The sequence below is a fragment of the Leisingera sp. CC-HEC093 genome (genome assembly GCF_059429195.1).
This window is the reverse complement of sequence record NZ_JCAIJR010000001.1, coordinates 126,893-144,787: the sequence shown is the minus strand read 5'-3', so window position 1 is coordinate 144,787 and position 17,895 is coordinate 126,893. Positions and strand designations below refer to the sequence as shown.

Below are 17,895 nucleotides of genomic sequence, written 5' to 3'. Positions count from 1 at the left end.
TATGGCTGGACATGAAACCCACTACACCCTGCCGCGCGCGGAGTTCGAAAAGCCGGTAAAGCTGCTGATTGTTGTCGCGCCCTATTACAAGGACATCGCCGACAACCTGGTTGCGGGCGCCGCGGCAGAGATCGAAGCCGCAGGCGGCACCTTTGAAATTGCTGAAGTGCCCGGTGCGCTGGAAGTGCCCACCGCAATTGCCATCGCCGACCGCACCTCCAACTTCGACGGCTATGTGGCGCTGGGTTGCGTGATCCGCGGTGAGACCACCCACTATGACACCGTCTGCAATGACAGCTCCCGCGCGATCCAGCTGATGGGGCTGCAGGGCCTGTGCATCGGCAACGGCATCCTGACCTTGGAAAACCGCAAACAGGCCGAGGTGCGCGCCGATACGGCCGATCAGAACAAAGGCGGCGGCGCTGCAGCTGCGGCCTTGCATCTGATCGCACTCACGCGTAAGTGGGGCGCCCAGACCAAAGGCATCGGCTTCAAGGCGCCCGCAGGGGCGTACAGGCTTGCCGGTACAGACAACGGATCCACCAGCGCATGAGCACCCAGGACAGCCGCCCCAAGGGCAACGGCAAGAATCAGATGAGATCGGCAGCACGGCTTTACGCTGTGCAGGCGCTGTTCCAGATGGAACACAGCGGCCTCACCTTCGACAGGGTGATCGTCGAATTTGAGGACCACCGTTTTGGCGCTGTCTACGAGGGCGACGAGATGGCGGAAGGCGATACTGCCGTTTTCCGCAAGCTGGTGCGCGAGGCAGTGAACAATCAGGCGCGGATCGACCAGATGACCGACCGTGCCCTGGTGGCGAAATGGCCGATTGCCCGCATCGACCCGACCCTGCGGGCGCTGTTCCGCGCGGCGGGTGCTGAGCTGACCCAATCGGATACCCCGCCCAAGGTGGTGATCAACGAATTCGTCGACATTGCCCGCGCCTTCTTCCCTGAAGGCAAGGAAGCGAAGTTTGTGAATGCCGTGCTAGACCACATGGCGCGCGAGGCCCGGCCGGAAGCCTTCTGAGCCGGCATTTGCAGCTGACTTGAGCAGAATAAAGGGCGCGCCTCCGGGTGCGCTTTTTTGTTTCGCGTGCAAGGGCGGCAAAAGATGCGGCAAATTCCGCTCATCCCTCCGGAACCGCTGGACGGCGCCGCAAAGGCTGCTAACCTCTTCTTGCTTATCTGGAGGACTCAGATGCCTGAACTGGTGAAAATGTACATCCGCAACGTGGTGATCGGCTTTGGGATCGCAGCCGCCTTTGTGGCGGTTCTCCTGTGGTTCAACGTGATGAACCTGTGGTCGCTGGTCGCCACCTCCGATGCCGGCCCGCTGGCCGTGTTCCTGTTGTGGTTCATGCATGGGATCGTCTTTGCCGGCGTGCAGTTCGCCTGGGCCGTCATGGCGATGGCGGAAAAGGACAGCGGCCCGCGCCGCGGCACCCCGGTGGCGCATGAATTCCAGCCGGTGCAGGTTCCGGCCGAGGAGCCGTCCCGGCAGAAGCGTCAGCTGACCAGCCGCCGCTGAGCAGCGCAAACAGCCGAAGTTCAGCCGCGCTTTCCCACCGGAAGGCGCGGTTTTACTTTGCGGGGCAGGGGGAAATGCGGCGGGACCACCAGTCAACCGTGCGGCTTTGATTCCCGAGGACCTGTATATACAGGTGGGCGCCAGGTAAACGGACCAGGATCCGGACAGAGCCAGCTCCCTCGGAATTGCTTAAGGCCACCGGAATGCTGCCTGTCACGAGAAGGGCAGAACCCGCCAAGCCCGTAACTAAGCTGCCGGAGGCGCCGTTACAAGGGGGCAGGGGGCATCCGGCAGCGTTTCGCGGCAAAAGCGCGGGATTGCATTTTGTTCTCTAATTGTTCACATTCGCTGCCATGATGGATGATCTGCAGCCAGGACAGAAGCTCGCCCGCGGCGTCTCGCGCTATCTGCGCTCGCTCGGCTATGCGCCGCTGGAGGAATTCGTGCCCGCCCGCGGCCTGCGCGTCGATGTGATGGCGCTGGGTCCCAAGGGGGAGCTTTGGGTGATCGAGTGCAAGTCCAGCCGCGCCGACTACCAGTCGGATAGCAAGTGGGAGGGCTACCTGGAGTGGTGCGACCGCTATTTCTGGGCAGTGGACATGGATTTCCCGGCTGAGCTGCTGCCCGACGGCACCGGGCTGATCATCGCCGACCCCTATGATGCTGAAATCATCCGCATGGCGCCGGAGGACAAGCTGGCCCCCGCCCGGCGCAAGAAGCTGGTGCAGAAATTTGCCATGGATGCTGCCCGCCGCCTGCAGATTTTGCGGGACCCGCGTCCGGGCAAGGATGGGCTGCTGATAGGCGGGCCGGCCGGGGAGCAACCGGACTGGTGACCCGGGGAGGCTCCGGCGCTCGCAGATGCTGCGGCTGCCCCTTTGCAGCGCGCTGCCTTGCATTCTCGGTGTTCGGGATCAGACCATTGTGTTCAGTGCTGCAGGCTGCTGCAACAGGGCAAACGGGGCGATGGGCTCACCATAGTACTCACTCCTCAACTGGCTGAGCACAAAGGTGAGCCCTAAGGCTTTAGGAAGGTATGAAGGAGTAAACTGCAGTTCAGAAGGTTCGCCTGAAAGTCATGGCGGTTTTTCTGAAGGCTTGCGTTACTTGACGGTGCGGGCCGCCTGGGCCGCCGCGCGGATCTCGTCTGCGATCTCTTCAGCTTCCTCAGGGTCAAAGTCCATCGGGATCTCGACGCCGCCCGCTTCAATGAAAATCCGCACCATGCCCTGATCGGTCGGGCCGATCTGCATGTTTGCTTCCAGGTCGCGTTCGGTATTGATGCTCATCTTGCACTCCACTGGCGGCCAGCCGCTTGAATGCCGGTGCTAGCCCGGCGCAGGCTGAAACGCAAGCCGGGTTTGCGCTACACTGCCTGCATGAAGGATGTGACCCTGCGCCGATTCGCCCCGACAGATATGCAATGGCTGGTGGCCCGCCATCAGGACCTGTACGCCCGCGAAGCCGGTTTCGACGACAGTTTCGGGCCGCTGGTTGCCGATATCCTGCACAGCTTTTGCGCAGGCCACGATCCCGCCTGCGAACGCGGATGGATGGCTGAATGCGGCGGCGAGCGGCTGGGCACGGTGTTCTGCATGAAGAAGGACGGCGACACGGCGCAGCTGCGCCTGTTTCTGCTGACCCCCAAGGCGCGCGGCAAGGGGCTGGGCAAGCGGCTGCTGCGCGCCTGCATGGACTTTGCCCGCGCCGCAGGCTACCGCGGCATGATGCTGAAAACCCACCAGAGCCACCGCACAGCCTGCGCCCTGTACCAGGCTTTCGGCTGGCAGCTGCGGGACAGCCGCCCGGTGCGCAGCTATGGCCAGAACCTGGTGGAGCAAACCTGGTGCCTGTCATTCCAGAACGCTGAGGCGTGAAGGCGCCTGGTTTGGCACCGCGCGGAAATTGGGTGGAATTGCAAGCGGTTGTGGATAACTTTCCGCTCCCTTTCCGGTGCGGGTTGTGGCCTTGCACGGGGCCGAAATGGGGGTGCAGTTTTCTGAAACAGAATGGCGAAAAAGCTCTTGCACGCCCCCGGGGTGTGCTATAAATGCCCCCTCAGTGCCGCCTTAGCTCAGTTGGTTAGAGCGCTGGATTGTGGATCCAGAGGTCCCCCGTTCAAGCCGGGGAGGCGGTACCATCCTCCCCCCTCCGGAACAGATTGATTTACGCACAAAACTGGCTGCCGCTGCGAAATGCGCGGATATCAGTTCGGCTGCGGCAGACTGGAGCTTTGACCCCGGATCCAGGCTGTCTGGCCGGCGTGTTTGCTTGTCTTGTTTCCAAGCCTATCCAGCGCACGCACCGGTTCAATTCAGCCGGTGCTGGCGTCTGGGCCGTGGCGGCCGCGGCCGTGCAGCAGCGGACCGGGTTGGGATGTTGCCGGGGCGGCAACACCCTGGCCGCCGCGGCACGGGACTCAGTCTGCCGGACCGGTCGTCGTTGACGTTGTTGTCGAGCTGTCATCGTCGTCTGCGATCACAACCAGAAGCAGGGCGCCGCCGACAACAGCCGCAGTGGCTTCGGCGGAAAGGCCGGTCTGCGGCAGCCCGTTGGTGTTGGATTGCGCCACTGCCTGGGCGCCGGGTGCCTGGCACGTAACCTGCAAAGAACCGTTGGGAAGATAGGTGGCGGAGACAGGCACTCCGGCACCGCAGGCCAGGCGCCGCTTGGCCTCTTCGAGCGCCGGGTCCGCCTGGGCAAAAGCGGCCTGGCTGGCGAAGGTAAGCGGAACGATTATCGTTATTGCCTGCAAGATACTGGTACGCATGGGAAAAATACCTTATGATTTTGGAACACTTTTAGGTTAGTCAGCCGCCGGGCACCTAGCAACATACCGCTGCAGCCGCGGTGACGCCCCGGCAAGATGCCGCGCAGCGGTGCTGTGTGATAAGCGGTTTCGGGCCACTGTTAAGAATCTTAGTGAGGGTTAGGACATGTTCAAGGCAGCTATCAGAAGTATAATTACAGGGATTTCCGGTTTGGGGGTGGTTGCCACACCTGCTCTGGCTCAGTCTCCTGGCCCGCTTGTATACTCTGTCGTGATGCCCGCCGGAGAGTTCGGGTCTGCTGCGTATTTGGCCGAACTTCTGGGATCCCTGGCCGCGGCCAAGGCCTTTTGCCGGGCTACAGGTGATTCGTCGCTTCAGGTGGATTGCTTGTCGGAACGGCTGGAAACGGCAGCTGACGCCATTCCCGAAGGCACAGACTATGACGAGGTGCGCGGAGTGATGCAGGACGCGTCAGTGCGGTTAAAGCGGCTGGCACGCCAGAACAGCGATCCGGCGCGGGGCCGGGTCACAGTCAGCAGCAGTGCCAACCCCGCCGAACGCACCACCCGCCCGCTGACCCCGGTCAGCGCTGCCGCGCAAGCTGAGGTGAACCGGGAGGCTGCCCGCATTCTGGAGGAGGCTGCGACCATTCTGCTGCGCAGTGCCGAGGCTGCTCAGGACCGCCAGTCCCAATATGCCCAGATCGCCGAGGCAATTGATTCCAATAAGGTGCTGCTGAGGTCCTGACCGGTACCGGCTCAGTCGGTGATCTGTATCTCCTGACGCAGATCGCCGGATTCACGGTCAAAGATCAGGATGCGGTTGTCCTGGCTGACGACAGCGATCCAGCTGCGTCCCAGCGTCACCGCTTCGGCCTCTACCCCTGCGGGCAGAGCGATTTCTGCAGGCAGCGGCGCATCAGTGGCCTGCAGGCGGATGACAAGCAGCGAGATTATCAATACAAGCCCGCCAATCATCACCACCGTCAGGGTGGTCACCAGCCGCCGCAGGAACCGGATCTGCGGCGGTTCCTGTTGGATTTCGGTCTCGGAAGGATCAGTCATGGGCAGCCGCCGGATTGAGTTTGTCATCGCGGAAAACCCGCCTAAGCGGCTTGATAAAGCGGTTTCGCGCGATGTGCCAGAGGAGGCGTCCCTGTCGCGCACCCGGCTGGCCCGGCTGATCGAGGAAGGCGCGCTGACGGTGGATGGTGCCGTGGTCCGGGATGCCAAAGCCAGGGTCGAGGCCGGGGCGGTCATTGCGATCGCGGTGGAGGAGGCTGAAGACAGCCACATCGGGCCTGAGGATATCCCGCTGAACATCGTCTATGAGGACGATGATCTGATTGTCGTCAACAAGCCTGCCGGCATGGTGGTTCACCCGGCACCGGGTTCGCCTTCTGGCACACTCGTCAACGCGCTGTTGCACCATTTCGGCGGTAACCTCTCCGGCGTCGGCGGGGTCAAGCGTCCCGGCATCGTGCACCGGATCGACAAGGAAACCAGCGGCCTGCTGGTGGTGGCCAAATCCGACGCCGCCCATCAGGGGCTTGCGGCGCAGTTCGAAAAGCACACGGTCGAGCGTTATTATCAGGCGGTCTGCTACGGCGTGCCGGACGGCAACGACCCGCGTTTGCGCGGCGTCAGGGGCGCCAGCTTTGAGCCCGGCAATATCCTTAAGCTCACCACCCAGCTGGCGCGGCACAAGACCGACCGCCAGCGCCAGGCCGTGCTGTTTCAGGGCGGCCGTCACGCGGTGACACGGGCCCGGATCTGCGAAAGCTTCGGAAACCCGCCCTGTGCGGCACTGATCGAATGCTGGCTGGAAACCGGCCGCACCCACCAGATCCGGGTGCACATGGCCCATGCCGGCCACGGGCTGATCGGAGACCCCACCTATGGCGGCCGCCGCAAACTGGCCGCAAAGGCGCTGAGCGAGGCGGGCCAGGCCGCGGTGCAGGCTTTCCCGCGCCAGGCGCTGCATGCGGCGGTGCTGGGATTTGATCATCCGGTGACCGGCGAAGCGCTCAGGTTCGAGGCGCCGCTGCCGCAGGATATGGCCGGATTGCTGGATGCATTGCGCCAGTAAACTGACAGCAAATAAGCGTGTTCAGGCCTGTGACACAATTCACAGACGAAAAGACACGGGCTAACATAGAAGAATTCCTTAAGCAGTCCTTGAAAAGGGCTTAGCGCTAACACATATGCGCTAATGTTAAGTCCTTATACATTTTGGGAGGGACACTTTATATGGCGAATTATGCAAACCTGCCTGCCCCGACGCCCGAAGGCGGCCTGAACCGGTATCTCCAGGAAATCCGCAAGTTTCCGCTGCTGGAGCCTGAAGAGGAATACATGCTGGCCAAGCGTTGGGTGGAGGAGCAGGACGCCAAGTCCGCGCATAAGATGGTGACATCCCATCTGCGGCTGGCGGCCAAGATTGCCATGGGCTACCGCGGCTATGGATTGCCGCAGGCCGAAGTGATCTCTGAGGCCAACGTGGGCCTGATGCAGGCGGTTAAACGGTTTGATCCGGAAAAAGGCTTCCGTCTGGCAACCTATGCCATGTGGTGGATCCGCGCCTCGATCCAGGAGTACATTCTGCGGTCGTGGTCTCTGGTCAAGCTGGGCACCACCTCTGCGCAAAAGAAACTTTTCTTCAACCTGCGCAAGGCCAAAGCCCGCATCGGCGCGCTGGAGGAAGGCGACCTGCGCCCCGAGAACGTCGCACGGATTGCCACAGACCTTGGCGTGACCGAGGACGAGGTGATCTCGATGAACCGCCGCATGTCCGGCGGCGATGCCTCCCTGAATGCCACCGTCGGCTCCGAGGGCGAAGGCACCATGCAGTGGCAGGACTGGCTGGAAGATGAAGACGCCGATCAGGCCGGCGATTATGAGGCCCGCGATGAGCTGGAAGCCCGCCGGGAACTGCTGGCTGCGGCGCTGGACGTGCTCAATGACCGGGAGAAAGACATCCTGACCCAGCGCCGGCTGATGGATCAAGCGGTTACGCTGGAGGATCTGAGTACGCAGTACGGCGTCAGCCGCGAGCGCATCCGCCAGATTGAGGTGCGGGCGTTTGAAAAGCTGCAGAAGAAGATGCGCGATCTGGCGATGGAAAAGGGTATGCTGACCGGCGCCTGATTTCCGGAACTGTGAGTAAAGTTGAAAGGCGGTGCAGTGCACCGCCTTTTTTGTCACCTGGCAATGATGCTGGCTTTACGGCAGTGGTGCTGCCGCAATGTTTCGCGCGCGAAACATTGGGTCAACAACGCTGACCTGAAAACTGGCGGATGCTGAGTGGAATAACCTGTCTGGCACGGGCCTGGCGGAGTGCTCGGTGCGCGGCTGAATGGGCAGAGCTGGCAGAATTGCTGGCGGGCTTTGCTAGGCGCGGCTGGCTGAAATCACTCTGGTTGCTGGCGAAGCTTGCTGTCTGGCTGTCCCGAAGGATTGCTGGAGCGCTGGCTGCTTGCTGCCGGTGATTCTGGCTTGCTTGCAATTTCTGTATTCTGTGTAGCTGGCAGGTGCCGGGAGGTCAATGGAAAATGCAATAAAATCAAATAGTTGACAGATTTTCTCGGAAATTCCCGCCAACCGCCTCTGGTCAGGCCTCCGCTGCGCTCCTAAATTTACATACTCTGGCACAGGAGGAAGGCTCATGGCAGGCGGCTGGGCACAGGATGGCGCGGTGAATGAACAGATCGAAGCCTCGATCAATGATGAGCTTGCACGGCTGAAGGCGCAGAAACGCCCGGTCGGCGAAAGCCTGACCCATTGTGCCGAATGCGAGGAGCCGATCCCGGAGAAGCGCCGCGTCGCCATTCCCGGCGTCAAGCTTTGCATCGATTGCCAGCAGGAGCGCGACGGCTCCCTTCAGGCCCGCGGCGGCATCAACCGGCGCGGCTCCAAGGACAGCCAGTTGAAGTGAGCGGAACTGCCCAAGGGGGCATTGTTGCCGGTTGATCTGCGGCTGCGGCCGCTATTCGCCCTTCAGGGCGCGGGCAGGGCCATCTTCAGAATATGCTGGGGGCCGGCGATCCCATAGGGATGGATGTCTCCGGTATCTTGAAATCCGCCCTTCAGGTAGCAGCGGATCGCGCCGGGGTTCTGCATGTTGACTGTCAGCACCACAGCGCTGCGGCTGGGGTAATGGGCGGGCAGATAGCTTTCCAGGGCGGCCACCGCGGCGGTGGCAAGGCCTTTGCCCTGTTCGCTGCGGTCAATCATAAAGGCGCGCAGGCCCAAGTCTGCCGGCGTGGCAAAGCTGTAAGTCTCATGATACAGCCGGTCAATCTTGAAGAACCCGGCCGCTTTGCTGCCGGTGAGGATGGCGTGGAAATCCACGCCCTCTTCATTCTCTTCAAAGGCCTGCGCCACGGTCCCGGAAAAGCGGGTCTGGTCCGGCTCCACCTGGATATGGCTCACCAGTCCAAAGCCGCTGCGGGCCAACGGGCGCAGGCTGAGGCTCATCAGGCCTCCATTGCCTCCAGCTCGTCGATGAAGCCGGAGATCATGCTGAGGCCCTTGTCCCAGAACTTGGGGTCGGTGGCGTCGAGGCCGAAGGGGGCCAGCAGTTCCTTGTGGTGCTTGGAACCGCCCGCCTTGAGCATCTCGAAATACTTGTCCTCAAAGCCTTCGCCGCCTTCGGCATAGACCGAGTAGAGCGCGTTCACCAGGCCGTCGCCGAAGGCATAGGCGTAGACGTAGAAGGGCGAATGCACGAAGTGCGGGATATAGGCCCAGAAGGTCTCATAGCCCTCCATGTATTCAAAGGCTTCGCCCAGGCTTTCAGCCTGCACGGACATCCAGATAGCGTTGATGTCATCCGGGGTCAGCTCGCCCTCGGCGCGGGCGGCGTGCAGCTTGCATTCGAAGTCATAGAAGGCGATCTGGCGCACAACCGTGTTGATCATGTCCTCGACCTTGCCCGCGAGCAGCACCTTGCGCTGCTCCTTGGTTTCGGCCTTGTCGAGCATTTTGCGGAAGGTCAGCATTTCGCCGAAGACGGACGCGGTTTCCGCCAGGGTCAGCGGGGTGGAGGACAGCATCTCACCCTGTTCCGCCGCCAGCACCTGATGCACGCCATGGCCAAGTTCATGCGCCAGGGTCATCACGTCGCGCGGTTTGCCCAGGTAGTTGAGCATCACATAAGGGTGCACGTTGGTGACGGTGGGATGGGCAAAGGCGCCGGGGGCCTTGCCGGGTTTCACGCCGGCGTCGATCCAGCCGTCAGAGAAAAAGGGGGCTGCGATCTCGCCCATGCGGGGATCGAAGGCCTCATAGGCCTCCATCACCGTCTTTTCGGCCTCGTCCCAGCCAATAGTGCGGGAGTCTTCCAGCGGCAGCGGTGCGTTGCGGTCCCAGACCTGCATCACGTCGAGGCCGAGCCATTTGCGCTTCAGCTCATAGTAGCGGTGGCTGAGCTTGGGGTAGGCGGCCACCACGGCCTCGCGCAGGGCCTCGACCACCTCGGGCTCCACGTCGTTGGACAGGTGGCGCCCGGTCTGCGGGCTGGGCATGCCGCGCCAGCGGTCGATGATTTCCTTTTCCTTGGCCTGGGTGTTGTGGACGCGGGCGAAGGTCTTGATGTTTTCGCTGAACACACGGGCCAATTCGCGGGCCGCCGCCTCGCGTTTGCTGCGGTCTTGTTCCGTCAGCAGGTTCAGGGTGCCTTCGATGTTCAGCTCTTCACCGTTCACGGTGAAGGTCAAGCCTGCGATGGTCTCGTCAAACAGCTTTTCCCAGGCGTCGCCAACGATGCCGAGGTCGTGCATGAATTTCTCCAGCTCATCGGACAACTGATAGGGTTTCATCGCGCGGATGCGGCGGAACACGCTGTCATAACGCGCCAGTTCCGCGTTGGCAGCGAGATGCGCGTCCATCACGCTGTCTTCAATCCGGTTCAGCTCCAGCGTGAAGAACACCAGCGGGGTGGTGGCAATGGTGACCTTCTCCTGGCAGTCAGACAGGAAAGCGGCACGGTCCGCGTCGGTGGTCAGCTGGTAATAGCGCAGGCCCGCAAAGGACATGATGCGGCCGGCGATGTTGTTGATTTTCTCGTTGCGCTGAACGCAGGTCAGCAGGCCGTCTGCATCCAAATCCGCCAGCTTGCCCTGGTAATCGGCGGCAAAGGCGGCGCATTCCTCTTGCAGCCAGTCCAGATCGCGGGCCAGTTCTGGGGCGTCCTCAGACGCATAAAGATCGCTGAGGTCCCATTCCGGCAGATCGCCGAGGCCGCCGGAACCGGCTGTGGCGTTTGCGTCGCGGACGGGGAAGGGAAGCTGGAACATGGGGGCTCCTGTCATGAGAAATGATTTGACCCAACATCTAAGGGCGGGCTTGCGGGATCACAAGCGGCCCTTGGAACGGGGCAGCGGGCAGAGTAGCAAAACCGGGTAAGCCAGTAGTAAAGGCAGCGTTCGCTGCTGTTGCAACACCCCGGCCCCGTACAGGAAAATGGGGGAGACGCACCCCTATCCCTCTGCCCTCACAACTGATAGCCGGAATTGGTGAACTTGTTAATGGAGAGACTTATGAGCACATCCGGCATATGTGAGTGCGGGGCCGTGGCCTATTCCGTCAAGGAAGGCCCGCTTCATGTTTATGCTTGCCACTGCCTGAATTGCCAGACCCGGAGCGGAAGTGCCTTTGCAGAGCATGCGATGGTCCCTGAGAGCGTATTTGAATGCGGTGGGGAAACTACGGAATTCCTGCGTTCAGTCGGCGGAATGGAATTCACCGAGGTTTTTTGCAGCACATGCCATACGCGGCTTTTCAATAGAAACAGCATGCTGCCTGGTATGATCTTTCTGCGGGCGGGCACCTTGCAGAAGAGCCAGCAGCTGGCACCGATGGCGCATATCTGGACCAGCCGCAAACAGCCCTGGGTCACGCTGCCTGAGGATATACCCGCCTTCGCGCAATCGCCGACCCCGGAGGCCTTCAGCGCGGCTGCTGCGGCGGCAGTGGAGCGCGATTCGCAATAGGGCTGGGTGAGCCGCTCAGAGGCCAAGGCTTCGCGAGCGGCAGGCCAGCGAGTGCCTGCCGCTAGCTGTTTTGATCGAACAGGCGGCACATGCGGGAGAACACATGGGTGCGGATATCCTGTGTTTCCATCATCACCTCGTGCTGGGCGCCCTTGATCAGGTCCAATTCACCGCCGGGCCAGCGGTCCATGCGGGCGTGGATTGCCGCCGGGCTGACGATCTGCTCTTCGCTGCCCAGGAAGGTGATGCAGGGCAGGGCGGGTGAGGGCATCGCGGCCAGTTCGGCGCAGTCCTGCAGGCTGACCCGCAGCCACTGGATGGTGGGGCCGCCAAGCACCAGATCCGGCTTTGCCGCCAACTGGGCGTGCATCATCCGGTACATCTCGGGGTCAGTGGTCAGCGTGTTGCCCTCAAACGGGGTTACCTGGACATATTGCTCCAGTGCTGTGGTCGGCAGCAGCCTCTGGTCTAGCCGCAGGTAAGGGGCGAGGCTGCCCAGAAGACTGGCCAGGGGGCGCATCAGCGGCGGGATGAGAATGCCCCACATCGGGGCGGTGAAACAGCACGCATTGACGTCCAGCCCTTCGTTCAGGGCGCGCAGGCCGATGGCACCGCCCATGGAATGGCCAACAAGATACCAGGGCTGCGGCAGCTCCAGCTGCGCTGCCAGCCTGGTCAGCGCCTGCACATCTTTCTGAAAATCGGTGAAATGGCCGACATGCCCAAGCCGCCGTTCCGCCAGTATCCGGTCGGACAGCCCCTGGCCGCGCCAATCCACGGTAAGGGTTGTATAGCCGCGGTCCGCAAACTCTGCTGCGGCCAGCCCGTATTTTTCGATGTACTCGGTGCGCCCCGGAAACAGCAGGACAGTGCCCTTTGCCGCGCCTTCGGGACGCCAGAGGCCCGCGCGGATGCGCAGGCCGTCAGAGGTGTGCACCCAATGGGCTGCGCCGTCCGCCGGTCCCTGCGCGATCTCCGCAAACAGGGGGGCGGGCTGCAGCTCCACCGGGGCGCCGTCCATCAGGAAAGCGCCGAGGCGAGCTTCATGGCTGTGCCCATGTCGCCGTCAATGGTCAGCTTGCCCGACATGAAGGCGGCGGTCGGGTTCAGGTCGCCCTCCAGGATCGACTGGAAGGTGTCGGCATCCGCGGTCATGGTCACTTCGGCCTCTTCGTCGCCGACACGGGCGCCTGCGCCGTCCAGCATGATGGCGCCCAGGTCTTCGATCTGGAACTTGGCGGTGGAATCGAACTCGCCTGCGTCCAGTTTGCCGTTCAGGGCTTCTGCCGCCTGCTCAAGGGTAACGCTCATATCAGTCCTCAATCTGTTTGGCGCGCTTATAGCACAAACCTGTGAAGCCATAGCAGCTAATACTGGTAAATGCAGCGCGCGGGATTACACTGGGGGTATCATGCTGGCAAATTTCCCAAAGCTCAAAGCTATCGTGGCGGCAACAGCGGCTGCTGCCGCGCTTTCCCTGCCCGGCGGCGGCGCGGCGCAGCCGCTTTCCGCTGAGGTGCTGCTGCAGGATCTGGCGCAGTCGGAAGCGTCCGAAGCCGCAGCCATTGACCGTGAGCTGCAGGCGCTTTGGGCCAAAAGCGGCTCCCCGGCGATGGACCTGCTGCTGCGGCGCGGGCAGAACGCCATGGAACGGGGCGACCTGCAAGAGGCGGCGGAACATCTGACCGCGCTGACCGATCACGCGCCGGAATTTGCCCGCGGCTGGTACGAGCGGGCGCGGGTCTACTTCGCGCTGGGGCTTTACGGGCCGTCTGTTGCCGATCTGGAGCACGCGCTGGCGCTGAACCCGCGGGACTACAACGCGATCTATGCGCTGGGCGTGGTGTTTGAGCAGTTCCGTCAGCCGGACCGCGCCTATGAAGCCTACCAGCGTGCCAAGGCTATACATCCGCACCATGAGGAAGTAAGCAGCGCCCTCGAACGTCTGAAACCCTCTATTGAGGGCAGGGAACTGTAAGCCCTAAGGGGCGCGGGGGCTGAAGCAATGGCAAGCGCATCGCGGATCGTGGCCGTCCTGGGCCCGACCAATACCGGCAAAACCCATTATGCCATCGAACGGATGCTGGGCTACCGCACCGGGGTGATGGGCTTTCCGCTGCGCCTGCTGGCGCGCGAGGTCTATGACAAGGTGGTGGCGGCCCGCGGGCCGTCGGTGGTCGCATTGGTGACCGGCGAGGAACGGATCGTGCCGCCGCGGGCGCAGTACTGGATCTGCACGGTGGAGGCGATGCCGGAAGGGATGGGCTGCGACTTCCTGGCGATCGACGAAATCCAGCTTTGCGCCGACCCGGAGCGCGGGCATGTCTTTACCAACCGCCTGCTGCGCGCCCGCGGCACCCATGAGACGCTGTTCCTGGGGGCTGACACCATGCGCGGGCCGATTTCGGCGCTCGTGCCGGGTGTGGAATTCCACCGCCGCGACCGGATGTCCGATCTGGTCTATGCAGGTTCGAAAAAGATCAGCCGGATGCCGCCGCGCACCGCCATCGTCGGATTTTCGGTTGATAACGTCTATGCAATTGCCGAGCTGATCCGCCGCCAGAAGGGCGGAGCGGCAGTGGTGATGGGGGCGCTGTCCCCCCGCACCCGAAATGCCCAGGTGGCTCTGTATCAGAATGGCGAAGTGGACTATCTGGTCGCCACCGATGCCATCGGCATGGGGCTGAACCTTGATATTGACCACGTTGCGTTTTCCTCCACCGCCAAGTTCGACGGCCGCCGGATGCGCGAGCTCGCCCCGAATGAGCTGGCGCAGATCGCTGGCCGTGCCGGCCGGGGGATGAGCCACGGTACTTTCGGCGTCACCGGCGATGCGCGGCCGCTGGACGAAGGCACCGCCTCGGCGATCATGAACCACCAGTTCACGCCGCTGAAGAAGCTCAACTGGCGCTCTGCCGATCTGCAGTTCGGTACAGTCGAGGCGCTGATCAACTCGCTCGAATCAAGCCCGCAGAACGAGAACCTGATCAAGGCGCGCGAGGCCGATGATCTGGGCGCGCTCAAGATGCTGTCGCGGGAATCCGCCGTTATTGCCCGCACCACCAACGCGCAGTCGGTGAAACTGTTGTGGGACGTCTGCCGTATCCCGGACTTCCGTGGCATCTCTCATGCCGAACATACGTCGCTTCTGGGCGTGATTTTTGAGCATCTGCACGGCGGCGGGGTGGTGCCGGACGACTGGATGGCCCGCCAGATAAAGCGGATTGACCGCACTGACGGAAACATCGACACATTGTCCAAGCGGCTGGCATTTATCCGGACGTGGACATATGTCGCGCAGCGGAATGGCTGGCTGCGTGACGAAAGCCATTGGCGCGGGGAGACGCGCGCTGTAGAAGACAGGTTGTCGGATGCTCTGCATGAGCGTTTGACTCAGCGATTTGTGGACCGGCGCACGTCTGTGCTGTTGCGGCGGCTCAAACAGAAGGAGGCCCTTTTGGCCGAAGTGAATGACAAGGGTGAAGTGACGGTCGAAGGCGAATTCGTCGGCCGTCTGGAAGGGTTCCGGTTCAGCCCGGACAAAGGTGCGCAGGGTGCTGAGGCGAAAGCCCTCAAAGCGGCCTCGCTGCAGGCTTTGGCGCCGCAATTCCATCTGCGTGCGGACCGGTTCTACAACGCGCCCGACACCGAGATCGATTATACCGAGCAAGGCGGCCTGATGTGGGGCGAGCATGCGGTGGGCAAGCTGGTTCCCGGCGCTGACGCGTTGAACCCGCGGATCGAGGTCTTCGTCGATGACACCGCCGGGCCGGATGTGGCCCAGAAGGTTGAGCGCCGCTTGCTGCATTTCATCACCCGCAAGATCAACGCGCTGTTCGAGCCGCTTTTGAACCTGCAGAAGGACGAAGCGCTGACCGGCCTCGCCCGCGGCTTTGCCTTCCGGATGGTTGAGAACTTCGGCGTGCTGCCGCGTGCAGGCGTTGCGCAGGAGGTCAAGGACCTGGATCAGGACGCCCGTGGCGCGCTGCGCAAGCATGGCATCCGCTTCGGCCAGTTTACCATCTTCATGCCACTGCTGCTTAAGCCGGCGCCGACCCGTCTGCGCCTGGTGCTGTGGTCGCTGGCAAACGGCCTGCAGGACTTCCCCGAGGCGCCGCCCCCGGGTCTGGTCACCGTGCCGTCCATCAAGGACGCGCACGAAGGGTATGACACCATGTCCGGCTACCGTGCGGCCGGCGAGCGGATGATCCGCATCGACATGCTGGAGCGCTTGGCCGATATGCTGCGCAGCGAAGACAGCCGCGGCGGTTTCGAGGCCAAGGCCGATATGCTGTCGATCACCGGGATGACGCTGGAGCAGTTCGCCGACCTGATGCAGGGGCTGGGCTACAACGCCGAGAAGGGCGAGCGCGAAAAAGTGAAGCCCGCAGATGCTGTGGTGTCTGAAACCGGCACGCCTGCCGACGGGCAGCCGGTGATGGATGCCGCTGCAGAAGCTGAGAACACACCAGCCGCAGCTCCCGCTGCCGAGGGCGAACCCGCGCCGGCAGATGTGCCTGCTGAAACCGGGGCCATTGCGGACGAGGGCGTTGCCCCCATCGCCGAGGAACCGGCTGAGCCGGCAGTTGAGGCCCCTGTCGCTGAAACTGCCGCCGGTGAAATCCCGGTTGGCGAAGCTGCCGATGCGGCTGTTGACGCGCCGGAGACGGAAGTCTTCTTCACCTTCACCTGGGGTGGCAACCGCGGCGGACGCCAAGGCGGCCAGCGCCAGCAGAACCGCCGTCCGCAGGGCGAGGGCAAGCCAGGCGGTGGTAAGGGCGACCGGGGCAAGCCGCGCGGCGCCAAAGGCGGCGACCGTGACGGCGGCCGTGGCAAGCCGGGCCGCAAGGGCGGTCCGCGCCAGGATCAGGGGGCCAAAACCTACTCCTCGCGTCCTGCCAAGAAGGAAAAGCAGATCGACCCTGACAACCCCTTTGCCGCAGCGCTGATGGGGCTGAAACAGGGCGACTGATCCGGCCATGGCCGAAGACGCGCCCAAGATCCGCATCGACAAGTGGCTGTGGCATGCGCGGTTTTTCAAAACCCGCAGCCTGGCCGCCAAACAGGTCAGTGCGGGCCATGTGCGCCTCAATGGCGCCAAGGCTCTGAAACCGGCTCAGAACGTCACCCCGGGTGACGTTCTGACCTTTGCCCAGGCCAAGGTGATCCGCGTGGTGCGGGTCGAGGCCATCGGCGCGCGCCGCGGTCCGGCGCCGGAGGCGCAGGCGCTGTACTTCGACATGACGGAAAAGCAGGAAAAAATTCCAGCCAATCCGAAGTTTGAGGGAAAAGGCCGGCCGGACAAAAAAGCCCGCAGGGCGCTTGATCTTACCCGCAAGCCCGAGGGCTTTTGACGCCTTGAAGTGGAGCCGCGTCTGGATTAGCTAGGCGCAAACGGATAACGGGACTCGGTACAATGACCTATGTCGTGACGGAAAACTGCATCGCCTGCAAATACACCGACTGTGTCGAAGTGTGCCCGGTAGACTGTTTTTATGAGGGTGAGAACACCCTGGTGATCCATCCCGACGAATGCATCGACTGCGGTGTCTGTGAACCGGAATGCCCGGCTGATGCGATCCGCCCGGATACTGAGCCGGACATGGACAAGTGGGTCGAGTTCAACCGCAAATATTCTGAGCTGTGGCCGGTGATCGTCTCCAAGAAAGATCCGATGCCGGGTTACGAGGAGCGCGATGGGGAAGAGGGCAAGATGGAGAAGTACTTCTCCGAGGCGCCCGGCGAAGGCGGCTGATTCTCTGCCGAATGGAGCGATGCCGCATTTCTGCGGAAATCCGCCGCATCGCACGGGGAATTTACCCCCGCTTGCCAGCAGGCCGCCTTTCGGGCGGCCCTTTTTTATGATATGCTTAGCGTGTAAATGACATAACAATCGGAGTCCGCCCCCGGCGCCCGCCTCTGGAGGTGCGCGTGATTGGGCGGTATTTCTGCGGAAAAAATGTCCTGGAGCTGGTCAATGCAAACTGACCGGGTCCGGGTGTTTTGTCCGCCCCAGTGCCGGTTCTGCCCGGCTGTGAGTGAGGAAAAACCTGTATGACCAAGTCGAAGAAGCTCGAATTCCGCCCCAATGATTACGTGGTCTACCCGGCGCATGGCGTTGGTCAGATCATCTCGATCGAGGAGCAGGAAGTCGCTGGCTTTGCGCTGGAGCTTTTCGTGATCACCTTCGAGAAGGACAAGATGACCCTGCGGGTGCCGACCAACAAGGCAACCGAAGTGGGCATGCGTTCGCTGAGCTCGCCGGACGTGATCGACCAGGCGATGAAGACCCTCAAGGGCAAGGCCAAGGTGAAGCGCGCCATGTGGTCCCGCCGGGCTCAGGAGTATGAGCAGAAGATCAACTCCGGCGACCTGATCTCGATTGCTGAGGTCGTGCGCGACCTGCACCGCACCGATGACCAGCGCGAGCAAAGCTACTCTGAGCGCCAGCTGTACGAAGCCGCTCTGGAGCGCCTGACCCGTGAAGTGGCCGCCGTCTCCGGCAATGATGAGATCGCCGCGGCCAAGCAGGTGGATGAGGTTCTGACCTCCCGCGCTGCCTGATCTTCCAGACCAAATGACTTGCGGGCCGTGCCTGAA

Annotated in this window: 22 protein-coding genes and 1 tRNA gene; 16 read left to right on the top strand and 7 right to left on the bottom strand. The window is 62.5% G+C overall.

From position 1 onward, the window contains the following. The first annotated feature begins 1 nt into the window (after position 1). The 4 genes from AC5STB_RS00710 (at position 2) to AC5STB_RS00695 (ending at position 2,369) form a co-directional block, all read left to right on the top strand. Complete coding sequence (locus AC5STB_RS00710) at positions 2–553, top strand: 6,7-dimethyl-8-ribityllumazine synthase (protein ID WP_495441057.1); 552 nt, start codon at positions 2–4, stop codon at positions 551–553. After that, positions 550–1,032, top strand: a complete 483-nt coding sequence (gene nusB / locus AC5STB_RS00705) for a transcription antitermination factor NusB (RefSeq protein WP_495441056.1) — start codon at positions 550–552, stop codon at positions 1,030–1,032. Before AC5STB_RS00710 ends, nusB begins: the two co-directional genes overlap by 4 nt. Positions 1,033–1,203: 171 nt before the next feature. Continuing rightward, on the top strand, positions 1,204–1,533 hold the full coding sequence (locus AC5STB_RS00700; RefSeq protein WP_495441055.1) for a hypothetical protein: 330 nt from the start codon (positions 1,204–1,206) through the stop codon (positions 1,531–1,533). Between the two features lie 353 nt (positions 1,534–1,886). Then, entirely contained in the window at positions 1,887–2,369 is a 483-nt protein-coding gene (locus tag AC5STB_RS00695) for an MmcB family DNA repair protein (RefSeq protein ID WP_495441054.1), read from the top strand. A gap of 267 nt (positions 2,370–2,636) precedes the next feature. Here the strand turns inward: AC5STB_RS00695 and AC5STB_RS00690 are convergent, their stop codons facing one another. After that, on the bottom strand, positions 2,637–2,822 hold the full coding sequence (locus AC5STB_RS00690; RefSeq protein WP_495441053.1) for a DUF6324 family protein: 186 nt from the start codon (positions 2,820–2,822) through the stop codon (positions 2,637–2,639). A 30-nt stretch (positions 2,823–2,852) separates the two neighbouring features. Between AC5STB_RS00690 and AC5STB_RS00685 the strand changes: the two genes are divergently transcribed. Both AC5STB_RS00685 and AC5STB_RS00680 read left to right on the top strand, forming a co-directional pair. Then, entirely contained in the window at positions 2,853–3,410 is a 558-nt protein-coding gene (locus tag AC5STB_RS00685; protein WP_495441052.1) for a GNAT family N-acetyltransferase, read from the top strand. Positions 3,411–3,596: 186 nt separating this feature from the next. Then, a tRNA-His gene (locus AC5STB_RS00680) sits at positions 3,597–3,673 on the top strand. A 279-nt stretch (positions 3,674–3,952) separates the two neighbouring features. Here AC5STB_RS00680 and AC5STB_RS00675 read toward each other — a convergent pair. Further along, positions 3,953–4,303 (bottom strand): hypothetical protein, encoded by a 351-nt coding sequence (locus AC5STB_RS00675; RefSeq protein ID WP_495441051.1) that lies wholly within the window; start codon positions 4,301–4,303, stop codon positions 3,953–3,955. Positions 4,304–4,577: 274 nt separating this feature from the next. Here AC5STB_RS00675 and AC5STB_RS00670 point away from each other — a divergent pair, with 274 nt between their 5' ends. After that, complete coding sequence (locus tag AC5STB_RS00670) at positions 4,578–5,051, top strand: hypothetical protein (RefSeq protein WP_495444547.1); 474 nt, start codon at positions 4,578–4,580, stop codon at positions 5,049–5,051. Positions 5,052–5,062: 11 nt separating this feature from the next. Here AC5STB_RS00670 and AC5STB_RS00665 read toward each other — a convergent pair whose 3' ends face one another. Next, positions 5,063–5,368 (bottom strand): DUF6476 family protein, encoded by a 306-nt coding sequence (locus AC5STB_RS00665; protein ID WP_495441050.1) that lies wholly within the window; start codon positions 5,366–5,368, stop codon positions 5,063–5,065. Here AC5STB_RS00665 and AC5STB_RS00660 point away from each other — a divergent pair. The 3 genes from AC5STB_RS00660 (at position 5,367) to AC5STB_RS00650 (ending at position 8,237) form a co-directional block, all read left to right on the top strand. Continuing rightward, complete coding sequence (locus AC5STB_RS00660) at positions 5,367–6,392, top strand: RluA family pseudouridine synthase (RefSeq protein ID WP_495441049.1); 1,026 nt, start codon at positions 5,367–5,369, stop codon at positions 6,390–6,392. The genes AC5STB_RS00665 and AC5STB_RS00660 overlap by 2 nt on opposite strands. Positions 6,393–6,553: 161 nt before the next feature. Next, the gene (gene rpoH / locus AC5STB_RS00655; RefSeq protein ID WP_495441048.1) at positions 6,554–7,450 is read left to right on the top strand and encodes an RNA polymerase sigma factor RpoH; all 897 of its coding nucleotides are present in this window, start codon (positions 6,554–6,556) and stop codon (positions 7,448–7,450) included. Between the two features lie 517 nt (positions 7,451–7,967). Further along, positions 7,968–8,237 (top strand): DksA/TraR family C4-type zinc finger protein, encoded by a 270-nt coding sequence (locus tag AC5STB_RS00650; protein WP_495441047.1) that lies wholly within the window; start codon positions 7,968–7,970, stop codon positions 8,235–8,237. Between the two features lie 62 nt (positions 8,238–8,299). On the opposite strand, the gene AC5STB_RS00645 is transcribed toward AC5STB_RS00650, so the two are convergent. Together AC5STB_RS00645 and AC5STB_RS00640 are read right to left on the bottom strand one after the other, a co-directional pair. Continuing rightward, positions 8,300–8,779: a GNAT family N-acetyltransferase gene (locus tag AC5STB_RS00645; RefSeq protein ID WP_495441046.1), complete on the bottom strand. Its 480-nt coding sequence runs from the start codon at positions 8,777–8,779 to the stop codon at positions 8,300–8,302. Then, complete coding sequence (locus AC5STB_RS00640; protein ID WP_495441045.1) at positions 8,779–10,599, bottom strand: M3 family oligoendopeptidase; 1,821 nt, start codon at positions 10,597–10,599, stop codon at positions 8,779–8,781. The genes AC5STB_RS00645 and AC5STB_RS00640 overlap by 1 nt, the downstream gene beginning before the upstream one ends. A gap of 231 nt (positions 10,600–10,830) precedes the next feature. Here AC5STB_RS00640 and AC5STB_RS00635 point away from each other — a divergent pair, with 231 nt between their 5' ends. Then, the gene (locus AC5STB_RS00635) at positions 10,831–11,295 is read left to right on the top strand and encodes a GFA family protein (RefSeq protein ID WP_495441044.1); all 465 of its coding nucleotides are present in this window, start codon (positions 10,831–10,833) and stop codon (positions 11,293–11,295) included. A gap of 61 nt (positions 11,296–11,356) precedes the next feature. Here AC5STB_RS00635 and AC5STB_RS00630 read toward each other — a convergent pair whose 3' ends face one another. After that, the gene (locus tag AC5STB_RS00630; RefSeq protein WP_495441043.1) at positions 11,357–12,316 is read right to left on the bottom strand and encodes an alpha/beta fold hydrolase; all 960 of its coding nucleotides are present in this window, start codon (positions 12,314–12,316) and stop codon (positions 11,357–11,359) included. Next, on the bottom strand, positions 12,316–12,606 hold the full coding sequence (locus AC5STB_RS00625; protein WP_495441042.1) for an SCP2 sterol-binding domain-containing protein: 291 nt from the start codon (positions 12,604–12,606) through the stop codon (positions 12,316–12,318). Before AC5STB_RS00625 ends, AC5STB_RS00630 begins: the two co-directional genes overlap by 1 nt. A 100-nt stretch (positions 12,607–12,706) precedes the next feature. Between AC5STB_RS00625 and AC5STB_RS00620 the strand changes: the two genes are divergently transcribed. The 5 genes from AC5STB_RS00620 (at position 12,707) to AC5STB_RS00600 (ending at position 17,859) form a co-directional block, all read left to right on the top strand. After that, a complete protein-coding gene (locus tag AC5STB_RS00620; protein WP_495441041.1) occupies positions 12,707–13,273 on the top strand; it encodes a tetratricopeptide repeat protein in 567 nt (188 codons plus the stop codon). 27 nt (positions 13,274–13,300) lie between these two features. Then, on the top strand, positions 13,301–16,267 hold the full coding sequence (locus AC5STB_RS00615) for a helicase-related protein (RefSeq protein WP_495441040.1): 2,967 nt from the start codon (positions 13,301–13,303) through the stop codon (positions 16,265–16,267). Positions 16,268–16,274: 7 nt separating this feature from the next. Continuing rightward, positions 16,275–16,649, top strand: a complete 375-nt coding sequence (locus AC5STB_RS00610; protein WP_495441039.1) for an RNA-binding S4 domain-containing protein — start codon at positions 16,275–16,277, stop codon at positions 16,647–16,649. 62 nt (positions 16,650–16,711) lie between these two features. Continuing rightward, positions 16,712–17,050, top strand: a complete 339-nt coding sequence (gene fdxA, locus AC5STB_RS00605) for a ferredoxin FdxA (RefSeq protein WP_024090808.1) — start codon at positions 16,712–16,714, stop codon at positions 17,048–17,050. Positions 17,051–17,349: 299 nt separating this feature from the next. After that, positions 17,350–17,859 carry a CarD family transcriptional regulator gene (locus AC5STB_RS00600; protein ID WP_222480951.1) on the top strand — a complete coding sequence of 170 codons (510 nt, stop codon included), beginning with the start codon at positions 17,350–17,352 and terminating at the stop codon, positions 17,857–17,859. Positions 17,860–17,895 lie beyond the last annotated feature (36 nt).